The organism is Flavobacterium xinjiangense (genome assembly GCF_900142885.1).
GTDB lineage: Bacteria > Bacteroidota > Bacteroidia > Flavobacteriales > Flavobacteriaceae > Flavobacterium > Flavobacterium xinjiangense.
In genome coordinates this window covers 154062-169080 of the sequence record NZ_FRCL01000005.1, presented here as the reverse complement: position 1 = coordinate 169080, position 15019 = coordinate 154062, and the positions used below count along the sequence as shown (strand labels likewise).

Sequence of the window (15019 nt, the reverse complement as noted above, 5' to 3'; positions counted from 1 at the left end):
CTGCCTTAATTTCTTTATGCGCTTTCTCTTCTTCAGAAAAACTGTAAACAATAGACGTATCACTGTCCTTCTCTATCAAACAAACAATTGTTGGAGTTATAAGAAAGCTAATAAAAACAAATAATAATATTTGAGCAGTTATTTTCATTGTCGCAAAAATAGTGCAAAGTTTTTGACAAAAGTAAAAGCTTTATTGAATTTAAAAAAAAATTAACATTATAAAAAAAACCAGAAAGAACTCATCTCCTCTGGTTTTTCTTTTTAAATAAATCTAATATTACAAACCTTCTTCCAGCCATGCTTGCATCATCCAAATTGTTTTTTCTTGTTCTGCAATAAAGCCACTCATCATTGAATTTGTCCCTTCATCATTAATTTCTGCAGATTTGTTTAGAATTTCTCTTTCAATTTTCAATAAATGAGATAATGAGTTTACTATTAGGTGAATTGCTTTTTCATCAATAGAAATATTTTTACCTACAGGCAACTGACTATTTTTAATGTAATCCTCAAAAGTATGAAATGGAGAACCACCAAGAGTCAGCACGCGCTCAGCAATCATGTCGATTTTTAATTGTGAATCATTATACAATTCTTCAAACTTTACATGTAAATCAAAGAAACGCTTACCGCGAATATTCCAATGAATTCCTCTTAAATTCTGATAGTATACTTGAAAATTTGACAATAATGTGTTTAATTCCGATATTATTAATTCGGATTCTTTAACTGGTAATCCTAGAATGTTAGTTTTCATTATTTTTTATTTAGTTACAAATTTATGCAAGAAAACAAAATTTGTACTATAAATTAAATTGATTGTTTTTATATTTGTATCAGAAATTACTATAAAAATGACAATCACTCAATTAAAATATGTTTTGGCTGTAGCCGAACATAAAAATTTCACACTTGCTGCCGAAAAATGTTTTGTTACCCAACCGACTTTGAGCATGCAAATTCAAAAAATAGAAGAAGAATTAAGCATTCAGATATTTGATCGATCCAAGAAACCAATTCAGTTGACGGATATTGGACAAAAAATTGTGAATCAAGCCAAAAACATTGTCAATGAAGCGGATAGAATTCAAGATATTGTTGAACAGCAAAAAGGTTTTATAGGAGGTGAGTTTAGATTAGGAATCATCCCAACTATCATGCCTACACTGTTACCTATGTTTTTGAATAATTTCATAAAAAAATATCCAAAGGTAAAACTCATAATCGAAGAGCTAAACACCGAAGAGATTATAACAAAACTCAACAACGGTCATCTGGATGCGGCAATAGCAGCAACTCCATTGATGGAAGAAAAAATTAAAGAAATTGTTTTGTATTTTGAACCCTTTGTAGCTTATATTCCAGAGAGTCATCAAAATTTTCAAAAAGAAGAGATTGAAGTGTCTGACTTAAATCTGGATGAAATCTTGTTATTACAAGACGGACACTGTTTTAGAGATGGAATTTTGAATTTATGCAAAAGCCAGGGTAAAAATGAATTTAATCATTTTCAAATTGAAAGCGGCAGTTTTGAAACATTAATAAAACTAGCCGATGAGGGTTTAGGAACGACACTCCTGCCCTATCTGCACACTTTAGATTTGAAAGAGTCAGACAAACTGAAGTTGCGTCATTTTAAGGAACCTAAACCTGCACGTGAAGTCAGTTTAATTTTCCCAAAAAGCGAATTAAAAATACAAATAATTGATGCACTAAGAAGCACAATTGCCGGAGTTATAAAAGGAGCAATTGTTTTTCACAATGTTCAAATTGTAAGTCCAATTCAGAAAAAATAAAAAAAGGAACCGATTAAGGTTCCTTTTTTATTTATGAATTGACGATAAGCAAGCATTGTTTCAATTCTGGTTTTTCGATCGTGAAATTTAATAACCATTCTCGTAATTGTTCCATTTCAAACGGTAATAGGGTTTTTATGGCTTTTTCTAATTCTTTACAAAAAAGTATTGGATCAAAACTTACTCTTTCTAGTATTGATTTTGTGTAATCAAACATGATTTTTGACATATTAAAATAATATTATAGGTTAGATCTTGATTTTTAGCTACTGTAAAAATACATTTTAAATAGATAGAACATTACATATTAACATTCTTTTTGATTTTTTATTTTAGCAGTAAAAAACATCTGTATTGATTCTCTATGTTTTTCGAGCACGAAACATCTCTCTTTTACCGGGAGGCCCTTCGAGCTTTTCAACGCTAAAGCCAACTTCTATCATGCTTCTCTTCACTACTCCTCTCGCTGCATAAGTAACAAGAACGCTATTTGGTTTAAGTGCATTATACATTTTTTGAAAAATTTCAGTGCTCCATAATTCTGGCTGTACTCGGTAACCAAAAGCATCGAAGTATATTAAATCAAATTTCTCAATATCTTCAATTGCTTCAAAAAATTGCTTTCTTTTTATCAATGAAAAATCTTTGCTTAAATTGATTTCTTCCCCCCAGTTACTCTCATGCATGGTTTTAAAAATGGCGCTATCATTCGCTGCATTCAACTCCGCAACATAATTCATGGAAAGAACTTCATCTGCAGAAATTGGGTATGCTTCAACTCCAACATAGTCAATCGTCTGATTTAGTTTTTTTGCTTCTAGAAAAGTGATGAATGCATTTAAGCCCGTTCCAAAACCAATTTCTAAAATAGACAAGTGCTTATTTTCAAATAAGGACAATCCATTTTTTATAAAAACGTGCTGTGCTTCTTGAATTGCTCCATGCTTAGAGTGATAACATTCGTCCCATTCTTCTATGTGAATAGTTGTAGAACCGTCAAGAGTTTGAATAATTTCTCTTTTCAAAATTAAAAATTGAGTTTATTAGTAGTTTTTATGCGCTATGATCAGGTCAAATTTAGTCAAAACTAAAACGTATCATCTAAAAAATTCTATATTTTTTATCTATTTGATATAAATTAAGTCAAATTATTTCGATTTTTTTAAATATAAATAAATCACAATTAAATCCTATAATTAATAGTTTTATCACAAGGATTTCGATGATTTTTATTTAATTTTGCAAATAACAATGTTCGCTTTGTGAAAAAATCAAAGATTTTAATATTCTTGTTCTTCAATTATAAAAATATAAAAAATACTATCATATTATGAGTACAACTCAAACTAGCAAAATTGAAATAATAAAAGCAGCTACTACAAAAATTAATGAAGTAGACTTTGAAAACTTAAGCTTCGGTTCTGTTTTTACAGATCATTTATTTGAATGTGATTTTAAAAACGGAGAGTGGCAAAAACCAGTCATTAAGCCTTATGCGCCCTTTTTGTTAGACCCTTCCACAAGAGTTTTCCATTATGGTCAAGCTATCTTTGAAGGTATGAAAGCTTACAAAGATGAGGATGATGCAATCTGGTTATTTAGACCTGATGAGAACTACAAACGTTTCAATAAATCAGCTGTTAGAATGGCAATGCAAGAAGTGCCAGAAGACATATTTATGAGCGGTTTGAAGGAATTACTTCAATTAGATGAGGCATGGATAAAAAGAGGTAAAGGAAATTCCATGTACATCAGACCATTTATGATCGCTACAGGAACTGGTGTAATAGCGAACCCATCTGATGATTATAAATTTATGATCATTTTATCACCGGTAAGCGCTTATTATGCAGGTGAAGTTAAGGTTCTTATCGCTGAGCATTACAGCAGAGCGGCTAATGGCGGAATTGGAGCTGCAAAAGCTGCCGGAAATTATGCTGCACAATTTTACCCTACTAGTTTAGCTAACAAACAAGGTTTCCAACAAGTGATTTGGACCGATGATGCCACACATACCAAACTGGAAGAAGCTGGGACAATGAATGTATTTTTTAGAATAAACGATACATTATTTACCGCTCCAGTAAGTGAAAGAATTCTTGATGGTGTGACTAGAAAGACTTTGCTTGAGTTAGCCAAAAGTGAAGGAATTAATGTAGATGTGCGTCCTGTTTTAGTTTCTGAACTTGTTGAAGCCTCCAAAAATGGAAGCTTGAAAGAAATTTTCGGTGCTGGAACGGCCGCAGTAGTTAGTCCTATCTCTGGATTTTCTTATCAAGATGTTTATTATGAATTACCTAAAAATGAGAATTCAATGGCATTGCAACTAAAAGATAAATTAACTAATATTCAAAATAAACTAGCTGAAGATACTTTTGGTTGGACTGTTAAAGTATAGACTTTAGATTTCAAGTATAAAAAAAAGCGATTTTCATAATGAAAATCGCTTTTTTTTATATTACTCGAACTCGCGTAACCCAATTTAAAAATAAATTTCTATCGCCTAATTCAAACAATTTGAATCCGTTCCTTATTCTCCAAGTATTTTTGAAAAATTTGGTTTGAAATAATTAGGGCCTTTCATAACCTTGCCGTCTTCACGATAAATAGGATTTCCATCTTCTCCTAACTTACTCATATTACTACGCTGAATTTCATCGAAAACTGCTTCAATTTTGTGTTGCAAACCATGTTCAATTATAGTCCCACATAGAATATACATCATATCTCCAAGGGCATCAGCAATTTCTACCAAATCATTGTTTTGAACTGCTTCAAGATATTCCTCATTTTCTTCTTTCATTAAATTATAACGAAGGGTATGTTTGCTTTCTCCCAAATCAGCTGTTGGAATTTCGCTATGTCCTATTTTAAATGCAGTATGAAATACCTTAACTGAATCAATTTGTTTTTGCATCTTTTTTATTTTTTAAATGAAAAGGCAAATTAGCAACTATTTCTAAACTATTAACTATTTTTGTTGCAAATAATTTAAACTATGTTTAGTCAAGGACAATTGATATTTGCAGGCTGTTTTTTTGTTGCTTTTGTTATTGCGATGGTAATTGCTTACCGAAAGGATGTAAAAATGCACAAAATATTTTACGAAGGAAATTACAAGATATTAATCGGTTTTTTAATTTTTATTGGAATTCTATTTATGATAAAAATATTTTTCAAACGTTAGAATCTTTATTTTTTGGAATAAAAGAATGCCCACTTGAAAAGGTGAGCATTTTTTTTGAAATTATTCTTCTAGTTTTCCGAAGGCAAAAACCCAAAGTTCTTAGAATATTTCAGCATTTGTTCCGCAAATGTTTTTGGTTGTTTTACTTCGATAGAAATAATATTCCCTTTTTTATCTAATTTTGGAACTAATACTGGATTAACAAAACCACTATAGGCTGCCGAAGCGAATTGTTTATTACGTTCTAAAACTTCAACATGTAATTTCTGATCTACTTTTACACCGTAGTCTTCCACTAATGCTTTTCCCGCATTAAAGTCACCTTCCGATTTAATTCGTTGTACTTCTCTTAATAGTTGTCCGAATAAATCATGTAATTTTTCATAATCAGTAATATTGAAATAAGTTTTCCCATTACGAGTTATTTTCTCAATAACATTGTCTTTTTTCCCTTTTTCAAAAACCCATGAACTTACCCACTGACGGTTTCTCATGTGTGCTTCCTCAATATTTGCGCCTAATTCTAAACGAACTAACTGCGTCATTAAACCATTACGGATATAACTGTCATAAGATTCCATTCCCAGTTTTTTCCAATCATCAACTAATCCTAATTCTTGTAGTTTAGGATTGTATAAATAGTATAAACCAACTAAATCAGCTCTACCTTCCTCAAGAGTGGAAGCATAACTTTTTAATGATTCTTTTGGAGTTCCTACACCAGGGTTTATTTGTCCTGAAGCATGACCAACCACTTCGTGTAAAGCAGTATGCATCTTATCCCCTATTTCACCATATTTTTTAGCCAAAGCAATTTCCTCCTCATCATTTGCGAATTCCTGCAATTTTCCTTTTCCTGCAGCTTTAGCATAAGAATCAATAATATTACCCAAAGAAACTGATTTCGAACCATGTTCCGCACGAATCCAATCGGCATTTGGAAGGTTTACTCCAATAGGCGTAGCTGGTGAAGAATCTCCCGATTCACCCGCAACAATTACTGTTTTGTAGGAAACACCTACAACATTTTTCTTTTTATGTTCTGGCATTAAAGGGGAATTATCTTCAAACCATTGGGCATTTTTAGAAACAACTTCCATTTTTGCCGACATATCAAAATCCTTGATCTGAACGATTCCTTCATACGAACCTCTATATCCTAATGGGTCATTATATACTTCAATAAAACCATTGATGTAATCAATATTCCCTTCAGTTGCGTGCAACCAAGCAATATTGTAATCATCCCAAGTTTTTAAACTACCTGTTTTGTAATAGTTAATAAGCAAACCTAACGCGTCACCTTGCTTCTTATTTTCGGCTACACCCTTAGCTTTTTCTAACCAATAAATAATTTTATCGATAGCTGCACCATACATTCCTTTGCTTTTCCAAACTTTTTCTTCTAATTGTCCTTTTGCATTTCGAACCAATTTAGAATTCAAACCATAAGAATAGGGCCTTTTAGGATCTGGACTTGTTTTTTTAGCGTAAAAATCTTCAACTTCTTTTAATGTAATTCCTTTTTCGTAAAAATTAATTGCAGAACCTTCTAATAAACCTTTAGATTCATCAAGATTTACTCTTTTTGTATCCACATCATTAAAAATAATTGCTGTAACAGAAGGTGATAAAGTTGTTTTAGTAGCTTTCATCAAACTGCTAAGGTATGCTGCAGAAAAACCCGGTTTAATTTTTTCGCTGGAATAATGATGGTGTATTCCATTTGAAAACCAAACTCTTTTTAGGTATATTTCAAAGTTTTTCCAGTCTTCTGAAGTTTTTTTCCCTGCATAATTTTGGTAAATATGCTCTAATGCTTTTCTGATTTTAAGGTTGTATTTATAATGTTGGTCCCACATTATATCTCGTCCTGATGTTCCTGCTTGCGTCAAATAATAAACTAACTTTTGTTCTTTTAAAGTTAGGTTTTCCCAACCCGGAATTTGATAACGCAATACTTTAATATCAGCAAATTGCTCTACAACATAATCAAAAGGAGCTTTCTCTGTAATTTTTGCTTCGGCAGTTTTTGCTATTTGTCCGTTACAAATAACAGAAACCGTTAGAGTCACAAATAATCCAGCAATTTTAAGTAATTTCATTATTAATGATATTTAAGTGTTTAATAAATTATTATTCAACAAATATACGCCATCTTTGAATAATAGATAAAAAGTACAGAATATTTTCTGCTAAAGTACGATCAAAAAATAACTAGCCTCGTTCTGTTCCAAAGTGTGTTTTTGTAGCCTGTTAACTTTGAACGACTTTTAATAAACAATTATGTTGCCAATTTTAAGTTGCTATTGCACCTAAACCAGCTTCAGATTGAACTACCAATTTTATTATTATTTTATAGTTCCTTTAGTTTATTAATAAAATTTATAACTTTACGGGATATAACCCCCAATATATCATGAAGATTTTAAAATATTTATTTCTTTTAGTTTTACTTAGTATAGTAGCATTATCAATTTTTGTGGCAACGCAAAAAGGAGATTATACGGTAGAACGAAATAAAGTTATTAATTCGCCTAAAGCAGCGGTTTATAATTATGTAAATGATTATAAGAACTGGGCTAATTTTGGTTCTTGGATAGCTCAAGATCCCGAAATGAAAATAAATTATCCGCAAAATACTGTTGGAAAAGGAGCATCTTATTCCTGGGAAGGAAAAGAGGGTAATGGAAACATGAAAACTTTTTTTGTAAAAGAAAACGATAGTATAGCGCAAAAAATGAATTATGAAGGAACCGCTTCCAATGTGTTCTGGAGTTTCAAAGACACTGTGGGTGGAACAAAAGTTACTTGGAAAACTACTGGTAAAATGAGCTTTATTTTTAAGATTTACACCGCTTTTAATGGGGGCGTTGATAAAGTTATTGGGGGCATGTACGAAAAGAGTCTTGCTAACTTAGATAAAACGCTGGATTATGAAATAAATACCTATGCCGTAAAAGTAGATGGTTTGGTAAAAATGCCTGAGACCTTTTATTTGCATCAAACCTTCACCAGTGAAATTTCAAAAGTTATCAAAAATTTCAGAATCGTTACTCCAAAAATAATTACTTTTTGCAAAAAAAACAATCTTCCTTTAGCCGGAAAACCGTTTGTAATATACCATACTTATGATCTTGTAAATGGCCTCACGAAAATATCCATTTGCGTTCCAATCAAAAATCAGATATATACGAGTGCAGGAAGCGACCTCTTAACCGGAAAATTAGAAGCGTATGAAGCCATAAAAACAACTTTGACCGGTGACTATTCGCACATTGTAAAAGCACTTGATAAAGCCAAAGCCTATCGTAATGCAAAACAAATTGTCGCTGATCCTTCTTTATCTCATATTGAAGTCTATACCATTGGTAAAACCGAAACAGAAAGCCCTTCTAAATGGGTAACTGAAATATATTACCCTACAAAACCAAAAATTGTGGTTAATAAAATTAATGTTATGACAAAAAAAGTAGAAGCTATGCCAAATCCGACTGATGTTGTAACCCCTAAAACTGATGTTGTCCCTCCAAAAGCTAATACTGACGTTACTGCACCAAAAACTAAAACAGCAGTTGCTACACCAAAAGCTAAAACAGAAGCAGTTGTTCCAAAAACAAAAAAGACTGTTCCTGCTCCGGTTAAAGAAGTAGAGATTCCTTCTGAATTTTAATTATTTTTTTGATTCGATTAAACCTATTTGATAAATTCTATTCTAAACAGATAAAAAAACCTTGCAAGAAGAACTGGAATTCATTAAAAAGTTATTGAACCCTAAAACGCAAAATGAAGCGTTTAAAGAACTCTTGCTAGAATATCAAAGACCGTTATACAATCATATCCGAAATATTGTATTACACCACGACGATGCAGATGATGTCTTGCAAAATACGTTTGTGAAAGTTTTTCAATATTTAAAAAATTTCAAAGGTGAAAGTAAATTATTTTCTTGGATGTATCGTATTGCCACTAATGAAGCACTGACTTTTTTAAATCAGAAATCAAAAATTAACCGAATTTCATCAGAGGAATTACAAAATAAAACTATTGATAATTTACAAGCAGATGTGTTTTTTGACGGAAATGAAATCCAACTTAAATTACAAAAAGCAATTGCTAATTTACCTCAAAAACAACAATTAGTTTTTAAAATGAAATATTGTGAAGAACTTAAATATGAAGAAATTTCGGAAATCCTGGGAACTTCAGTCGGTGCTTTAAAAGCATCGTATCACCATGCAGTAAAAAAGATAGAAGCCTTTGTAACGGCAAATTAAACCTTTTATATTTAATTAAGTCTAATGAGTATTATGAAAGAATTTAAATTAGAAAACGAACCTAAAATTGAGTCAGGATTCAAAACTCCAGACCATTATTTTGATCATTTTTCGGCCAAAGTTTTACAGCAGTTACCCGAAAGTGAACCAAAAGTGATCTCGATTTTTCAAAAAAGAAAAGCGGTAATCATGATGGTTGCTGCGCTTTTAGTACTCGCACTAATGATTCCAATTTATACCAGTATTTCAACAACTCCAAAAGAATTAGACCAAACGACTTTGGAAAATTATCTAGCCTATCAGTCTAGCCTTAATCAATATGATTTAATTAGTGAGTTAGAAACGGAAGATATTGCTAAAATGCAACCGGTTTCTTCGGCTGAAGACAAAGTTATTGAAGACATTCTAACTACAGATACTGATATGCAACATTTACTTATCGAATAAAAATTAAAATTGAACTTGAAAAATAAAACAATGAAACTTAAAAAATTATTTCCAATCCTATTATTATTAATCTCCTTCAGCTTTTATGGCCAAGGCGAAGGAATGAGAGAAAAAAAAGAACAAATTAAAGCTATGAAAGTCGCTTTTTTAACAACTGAATTAAAGTTAACTTCTAGTGAAGCAGAGAAATTTTGGCCTGTCTACAACACTTTTGATGATAAACAATTTGAATTAAGACATCAAAAAATGAAATCATTCATGAGGAGAATGAATGACGAAACTTTAGATAAAATGACCGAAAAAGAAGCTAGCGCTTTCTTGAATCAAATGGAAAGCACAGAAGAAGAATTATTCGTTTTGCGAAAAAATTTCATTGCAACACTGAAAGGAATTATTCCAGCTACAAAAATCATTAAACTCCGCAAATCAGAAGAGAATTTCAATAGAAAACTTTTACAACAATACAGAGATAAAGGTCCGAGAAGAGATTAAGTTCTTTGCTGATTTAAAAAAAACCTAAACAAAATAAAATATTTTGTTTAGGTTTTTTTTATTTCTTAAAAACGATGCGAACCATTTTATTTTTACCTGCCGCTATTGCGGTATGATTATCAATAAATCGAATCGTGAAAAGACTGGAATCCTTAGATAACTGTTTCCATGTATTTCCACTGTCTGAGGAATAATACAATCCTGATGCACCTACAACAACAAGTGCTTTACCTTTACCACCAGGTACATATTGCGCACAGGAAGCATACCCGAATCCCTGATTTTCAGCACGTAAATTCCAAGTTTTTCCTCCATCGTCTGACGATGCTTTATTTCCAAAATTTTGGTTTAGAAATTCATAATTTCCTCCGGCAACAAATCCGTTTTGAGAATCATAGAAATCGGCGGTGAAAATCCCAGTCATTGTTTTTCCTTGAATTATCGGCGTGTCAAAAACTTCCCAAGAATTCCCTTTATTTGGCGAATAAAAAACTCTTGCTTTCTTTCCTCCGGAAACAATCCATGTTCTATTTCCCTTAATTACAATATTAGTATTGCTTGCCGCAAATGCTGCTTCTCCCTCACTAAGTTGCGGCAATTTATCGCACACAATCTTATTCCAGGAATTACCACCGTCTCGTGTAGTTATTATATTGAAACAATTTGTTAGCGGATCTCCGATCGCAATTCCTTCTGAATCATTCCAAAATTGCATACTATCGTAAAAAACGTTCTCGTTATTTTCTTGATAAACTAATTTTGCTTTTGAACCATCTTTAGGAATTTTATACAGTAAAGCAGGATTGGAAACATTTAAAATAAAAATATTATTTGTCGTTTGAGCAATACTTCTAAACTCTGCTTTTGATTTATCAGTACCAATGGTACTTTCAGTCTTTTGATTTTTTTCCAAATCAAAAAAACCGAATCTTGAGTTATCAGCTGCGTACCAAACTATATTTTTATCGATCGCTATGGCTCTAATGCTGATTTTATCTTGAAAAAGAGTATCAATTTCGACCGATTCAAAGGTAGCATTTATACTTTTTTTATTGCCATAATTAATTGTCTTACAAGACCATAAACAAGAAAAAGCCAACACTGTTAAAAAAAAATTCTTCATTTAGATACAATTATTTAGGCTAATTTACGATATAATATGGTATTACCATATATCTTTAAATTTATTGGCACAATAATTGGATATTGAAAAAATAATAAATTTAATACCATTAATTATGAAAACGAAACTACTACTATTGAGTCTATTGACTACTGTTTTCGCAACACAAATACAAGCGCAAGGCAGGACTTCAGTAAACGCAATGAATTCAGAAATTAGCGATAACTTAGATCTAAGAGCTATTGCATCAATTTTTGGTGATTCTCGAAATCTTCAAGATTTTGAAAGACGATTGAATGATCCTAAACTTCAAATATCAAATTTAGATTTGAATAATGATGATGAAGTTGATTATTTACGGGTTATTGAATCCGTTGAAAATAGAACCCACGTTATTATTATACAATCCGTTATTGACCAAGATTTGTATCAGGATGTAGCAACTATTGATGTTGAAAAAGACAGATATAACAATGTTCATGTTCAAGTCATTGGCGATGAATTCCTATATGGTGAAAATTACATTTACGAACCTGTTTATTATACCACTCCCTTCTTTTACGCTTCTTTTTGGTCTTTTAACTATCGCCCTTATTATTCTAGTTGGAATTGGAATTACTACCCTAGCTATTATTACGCTTGGAATCCATACCCAATATACAGATACAGAAGCAACATCAATATTTGTTTGAACGTGAATAACAATTACAATTACGTAAGCTCTCGAAGAAGTAATGTAGCAATTAACCTATATAGTTCAAGACGTTCTAATGGCTATGAAAGACAACATCCTAACTACGCCTTTTCAAGAAGAAATACGCAAGTAACAAATCGTTACGAACTAGATCAAAGAAGAGGTGACAGAAATTTGGGTTCCCGAAATGAAACGGTAAATTCTAGAAACAGAACCAATCCTTCTAGAGAAGCTGGCGCACAAAGACAAGGCCATCAAAGAGATTATTCTCAAAACAGAACCAATCCTTCTAGAGAAGCTGGTGCACAAAGACAAGGCCAACAAAGGGATTATTCTCAAAACAGATCTAATCCATCTAGTGAAGCTACTCCTCAAAGACAGGGACAACAAAGGGATTACTCTCAAAACAGATCGAATCCTTCAGGTCAAGCTTCTCCGCAAAGACAAGGCCAACAAAGGGATTACTCTCAAAACAGATCCAATCCTTCTAGTGAAGCTGCTCCTCAAAGACAAGGTCAACAAAGAGATTATTCTCAAAACAGGTCCAATCCTTCCAGTGAAGCTACTCCTCAAAGACAAGGTCAACAAAGAGACTATTCTCAAAACAGATCCAATCCTTCCAGTGAAGCTACTCCTCAAAGACAAGGTCAACAAAGAGACTATTCTCAAAACAGATCGAATCCTTCAGGTCAAGCTGCACCGCAAAGAGCAGAATCACAGAGAGGTAATTCTGAAAATAGAAACAATTCATCTCGAGAAACAGCTCCACAAAGAACAGAATCTCAAAGAGATAATTCATCTCAAAGGAACAATAACAGAAGATCCTAAAAAAATAATATTAGATTCCAAAAACACGGTTCCAAAGACCGTGTTTTTTTTTATGCCTTTTTTTAAATAAAATGCTCTAATATCTTTTAAAAGAGTAAATTTGACGAGTTTTTTAAAAAATATACATGAGCGCATCGCACAAAGACTTGCACAGTAAATTGACATTAGGCGGGTTATTAATTTCTTTAGGTATAATTTACGGTGACATTGGAACCTCACCCTTATATGTTATGAAAGCCATACTTGGCGATCATATTATAAATGCAGATATTGTTTTAGGAGGCATATCAGCCGTATTTTGGACCCTTACCCTACAAACTACAATCAAGTATGTCATTATCACCTTGAGTGCAGATAATCATGGCGAAGGTGGTATTTTTGCCTTGTATGCCCTAGTCAAAAAAACGAAAATTCAGTGGCTCATTGTACCAGCAATTATTGGAGGAAGTGCCTTACTGGCCGATGGAATAATTACACCCCCAATTTCAGTATCTTCTGCTGTTGAGGGAATTAGAACGTACTACCCCCAAATGAATACAATACCAATTGTAATAGGAATTCTATTTGTATTGTTTACCATTCAACAGTTTGGAACTAAATTAGTTGGTAAATTTTTTGCGCCAATGATGATGATTTGGTTTGGAATGCTTGCTATTCTTGGAGTAATACAGATTGCGCAGCATACGGAAGTTTTCAAAGCAATAAACCCATATTACGCTTATCATTTATTGTCTATCCATCCGGACGGATTTTTTGTATTAGGTTTTGTATTTCTATGTACCACTGGTGCTGAAGCCTTATATTCAGACATGGGTCACTGCGGTCGAAAAAACATTAGAATAAGTTGGATTTTTGTAAAAACGGCATTAGTACTAAACTATTTTGGACAAGGGGCTTATTTAATTCATCATGAAGGGCAATCATTACTGACATTAGGCGGGAAAAACGGAAATCCTTTCTATCTTATTATGCCAGATTGGTTCCAACCAATAGGGATTGTTATTGCAACACTTGCTGCCGTAATTGCATCACAGGCATTAATTAGCGGATCATTTACATTAATAAATGAGGCTATGCGTTTGAATTTTTGGCCCAAAGTAAAAATTAAGTACCCTACTGAGTTAAAAGGCCAACTTTACATTCCTTCCATAAACTGGCTGTTGTTTTTTGGATGTGTTGGTATCGTACTGCATTTTGAAGAATCCAGTAATATGGAACATGCGTATGGTCTGGCTATTATATTATGTATGATAATGACTACGATTTTACTTAATTATTATCTGATAATGAAAAGAGTTAAATTGTATTTCATTATTCCAGTAATTGCAACCTACCTAGTAATAGAATTCAGTTTCCTTATCGCCAACATCACAAAATTTGCAGAAGGTGGCTACGTAACACTTTTTATAGCTATAGTGCTAATTTCAATTATGACGATTTGGTATTTAGCTAAGAAAATCAACAAAAATTATACGAAAATTGTAAAAATAGAAGACTACAAAAAAGTGTTGATCGAATTAAGCACTGATTTATCTATTCCTAAATACGCAACACATCTTGTTTATATGACAAATGCGGGTAGAGCGGATGAAATAGAAGAAAAAGTGATGTATTCTATTTTACAAAAAAGACCTAAACGAGCTGATATTTACTGGTTTGTACACGTCAATATCTTAACAGAGCCTTACAAAACAGAATATAGGGTAACAGAAATTGTCAAAGATGATATCTATCGTATTGACTTTAATCTGGGCTTCAGAGAACCTACAAAAATAAACTTGATGTTTAGAGAGGTAATCAGAGATATGGTGAAAAAAGGAGAAGTAGACATTACTAGTGGATATGAATCTTTGAATAAAAACAACATCATTGGTGATTTCAAATTTGTTTTGTCTGAAAAATTTCTTTCTAATGATAGTGACTTGAGATGGCATGAAAAAATAGTTATGAACTCCTATTTCTTCATTAAAAAACTAAGTTTATCCGAAGAAAGAGCATTTGGTCTCGATAGTAGCTCCGTAAAAGTAGAGAAATTCCCAATGGTCCTTCATGCACCTCAAAATATAGGTTTAACTAGAATTAAATAAGTATTTTATATACATAAAATTCATAAAAAGCACTGTTTTAGAAACAGTGCTTTTTTTTTATTAAAAAATTAAAAACAACATTCATTAT

General features: G+C 32.2%; 14 protein-coding genes. 8 read left to right on the top strand and 6 right to left on the bottom strand.

Annotation, left to right across the window (positions count from 1 at the left end; genetic code table 11):
• Nucleotides 1-277 precede the first annotated feature (277 nt).
• Nucleotides 278-757: a Dps family protein gene (locus tag BUC23_RS08025; protein ID WP_073208156.1), complete on the bottom strand. Its 480-nt coding sequence runs from the start codon at nucleotides 755-757 to the stop codon at nucleotides 278-280.
• Between the two features lie 97 nt (nucleotides 758-854).
• On the opposite strand from BUC23_RS08025, the gene BUC23_RS08020 reads away from it, so the two are divergent.
• Nucleotides 855-1796: a LysR substrate-binding domain-containing protein gene (locus BUC23_RS08020; protein WP_073208154.1), complete on the top strand. Its 942-nt coding sequence runs from the start codon at nucleotides 855-857 to the stop codon at nucleotides 1794-1796.
• Between the two features lie 31 nt (nucleotides 1797-1827).
• On the opposite strand, the gene BUC23_RS08015 is transcribed toward BUC23_RS08020, so the two are convergent.
• On the bottom strand, nucleotides 1828-2025 hold the full coding sequence (locus BUC23_RS08015) for a hypothetical protein (RefSeq protein ID WP_073208151.1): 198 nt from the start codon (nucleotides 2023-2025) through the stop codon (nucleotides 1828-1830).
• Nucleotides 2026-2158: 133 nt separating this feature from the next.
• Nucleotides 2159-2821: a tRNA (5-methylaminomethyl-2-thiouridine)(34)-methyltransferase MnmC2 gene (gene mnmD, locus BUC23_RS08010; protein WP_073208148.1), complete on the bottom strand. Its 663-nt coding sequence runs from the start codon at nucleotides 2819-2821 to the stop codon at nucleotides 2159-2161.
• 305 nt (nucleotides 2822-3126) lie between these two features.
• Here mnmD and BUC23_RS08005 point away from each other — a divergent pair, with 305 nt between their 5' ends.
• On the top strand, nucleotides 3127-4194 hold the full coding sequence (locus BUC23_RS08005; protein ID WP_073208145.1) for a branched-chain amino acid aminotransferase: 1068 nt from the start codon (nucleotides 3127-3129) through the stop codon (nucleotides 4192-4194).
• Nucleotides 4195-4326: 132 nt separating this feature from the next.
• Here the strand turns inward: BUC23_RS08005 and BUC23_RS08000 are convergent, their stop codons facing one another.
• Nucleotides 4327-4713, bottom strand: coding sequence for a pyrophosphohydrolase domain-containing protein (locus BUC23_RS08000; protein WP_073208142.1), 387 nt, complete (start codon nucleotides 4711-4713; stop codon nucleotides 4327-4329).
• A gap of 338 nt (nucleotides 4714-5051) precedes the next feature.
• Nucleotides 5052-7088 carry a dipeptidyl-peptidase 3 family protein gene (locus BUC23_RS07990; protein ID WP_073208136.1) on the bottom strand — a complete coding sequence of 679 codons (2037 nt, stop codon included), beginning with the start codon at nucleotides 7086-7088 and terminating at the stop codon, nucleotides 5052-5054.
• 314 nt (nucleotides 7089-7402) lie between these two features.
• Between BUC23_RS07990 and BUC23_RS07985 the strand changes: the two genes are divergently transcribed.
• The 4 genes from BUC23_RS07985 to BUC23_RS07970 all read left to right on the top strand — a co-directional run bounded on the left by BUC23_RS07985 (nucleotide 7403) and on the right by BUC23_RS07970 (nucleotide 10199).
• On the top strand, nucleotides 7403-8656 hold the full coding sequence (locus tag BUC23_RS07985) for an SRPBCC family protein (protein ID WP_073208133.1): 1254 nt from the start codon (nucleotides 7403-7405) through the stop codon (nucleotides 8654-8656).
• 61 nt (nucleotides 8657-8717) lie between these two features.
• Nucleotides 8718-9260 (top strand): RNA polymerase sigma factor, encoded by a 543-nt coding sequence (locus BUC23_RS07980; RefSeq protein ID WP_073208130.1) that lies wholly within the window; start codon nucleotides 8718-8720, stop codon nucleotides 9258-9260.
• A 33-nt stretch (nucleotides 9261-9293) separates the two neighbouring features.
• Entirely contained in the window at nucleotides 9294-9707 is a 414-nt protein-coding gene (locus BUC23_RS07975) for a hypothetical protein (RefSeq protein ID WP_073208127.1), read from the top strand.
• Nucleotides 9708-9737: 30 nt separating this feature from the next.
• The gene (locus tag BUC23_RS07970; RefSeq protein ID WP_073208124.1) at nucleotides 9738-10199 is read left to right on the top strand and encodes a sensor of ECF-type sigma factor; all 462 of its coding nucleotides are present in this window, start codon (nucleotides 9738-9740) and stop codon (nucleotides 10197-10199) included.
• A gap of 58 nt (nucleotides 10200-10257) precedes the next feature.
• Here BUC23_RS07970 and BUC23_RS07965 read toward each other — a convergent pair whose 3' ends face one another.
• Nucleotides 10258-11322: a WD40/YVTN/BNR-like repeat-containing protein gene (locus tag BUC23_RS07965; protein ID WP_073208122.1), complete on the bottom strand. Its 1065-nt coding sequence runs from the start codon at nucleotides 11320-11322 to the stop codon at nucleotides 10258-10260.
• A gap of 115 nt (nucleotides 11323-11437) precedes the next feature.
• Between BUC23_RS07965 and BUC23_RS07960 the strand changes: the two genes are divergently transcribed.
• Both BUC23_RS07960 and BUC23_RS07955 read left to right on the top strand, forming a co-directional pair.
• Nucleotides 11438-12844, top strand: coding sequence for a hypothetical protein (locus tag BUC23_RS07960; RefSeq protein WP_073208119.1), 1407 nt, complete (start codon nucleotides 11438-11440; stop codon nucleotides 12842-12844).
• A 125-nt stretch (nucleotides 12845-12969) separates the two neighbouring features.
• On the top strand, nucleotides 12970-14931 hold the full coding sequence (locus BUC23_RS07955; protein ID WP_073208116.1) for a KUP/HAK/KT family potassium transporter: 1962 nt from the start codon (nucleotides 12970-12972) through the stop codon (nucleotides 14929-14931).
• Nucleotides 14932-15019: the final 88 nt, after the last annotated feature.

Excerpts from the sequence above, each read along its gene's own strand:
- BUC23_RS07975 (WP_073208127.1), top strand. The coding sequence starts at position 9,294 with ATGAAAGAATTTAAATTAGAAAACGAACCTAAAATTGAGTCAGGATTC.
- BUC23_RS07985 (WP_073208133.1), top strand. The coding sequence starts at position 7,403 with ATGAAGATTTTAAAATATTTATTTCTTTTAGTTTTACTTAGTATAGTA.
- BUC23_RS07970 (WP_073208124.1), top strand. The coding sequence starts at position 9,738 with ATGAAACTTAAAAAATTATTTCCAATCCTATTATTATTAATCTCCTTC.
- BUC23_RS07965 (WP_073208122.1), bottom strand. The coding sequence starts at position 11,322 with ATGAAGAATTTTTTTTTAACAGTGTTGGCTTTTTCTTGTTTATGGTCT.
- BUC23_RS07990 (WP_073208136.1), bottom strand. The coding sequence starts at position 7,088 with ATGAAATTACTTAAAATTGCTGGATTATTTGTGACTCTAACGGTTTCT.
- BUC23_RS08020 (WP_073208154.1), top strand. The coding sequence starts at position 855 with ATGACAATCACTCAATTAAAATATGTTTTGGCTGTAGCCGAACATAAA.
- BUC23_RS08015 (WP_073208151.1), bottom strand. The coding sequence starts at position 2,025 with ATGTCAAAAATCATGTTTGATTACACAAAATCAATACTAGAAAGAGTA.
- BUC23_RS07960 (WP_073208119.1), top strand. The coding sequence starts at position 11,438 with ATGAAAACGAAACTACTACTATTGAGTCTATTGACTACTGTTTTCGCA.
- BUC23_RS07955 (WP_073208116.1), top strand. The coding sequence starts at position 12,970 with ATGAGCGCATCGCACAAAGACTTGCACAGTAAATTGACATTAGGCGGG.
- BUC23_RS08025 (WP_073208156.1), bottom strand. The coding sequence starts at position 757 with ATGAAAACTAACATTCTAGGATTACCAGTTAAAGAATCCGAATTAATA.
- BUC23_RS08000 (WP_073208142.1), bottom strand. The coding sequence starts at position 4,713 with ATGCAAAAACAAATTGATTCAGTTAAGGTATTTCATACTGCATTTAAA.
- BUC23_RS08005 (WP_073208145.1), top strand. The coding sequence starts at position 3,127 with ATGAGTACAACTCAAACTAGCAAAATTGAAATAATAAAAGCAGCTACT.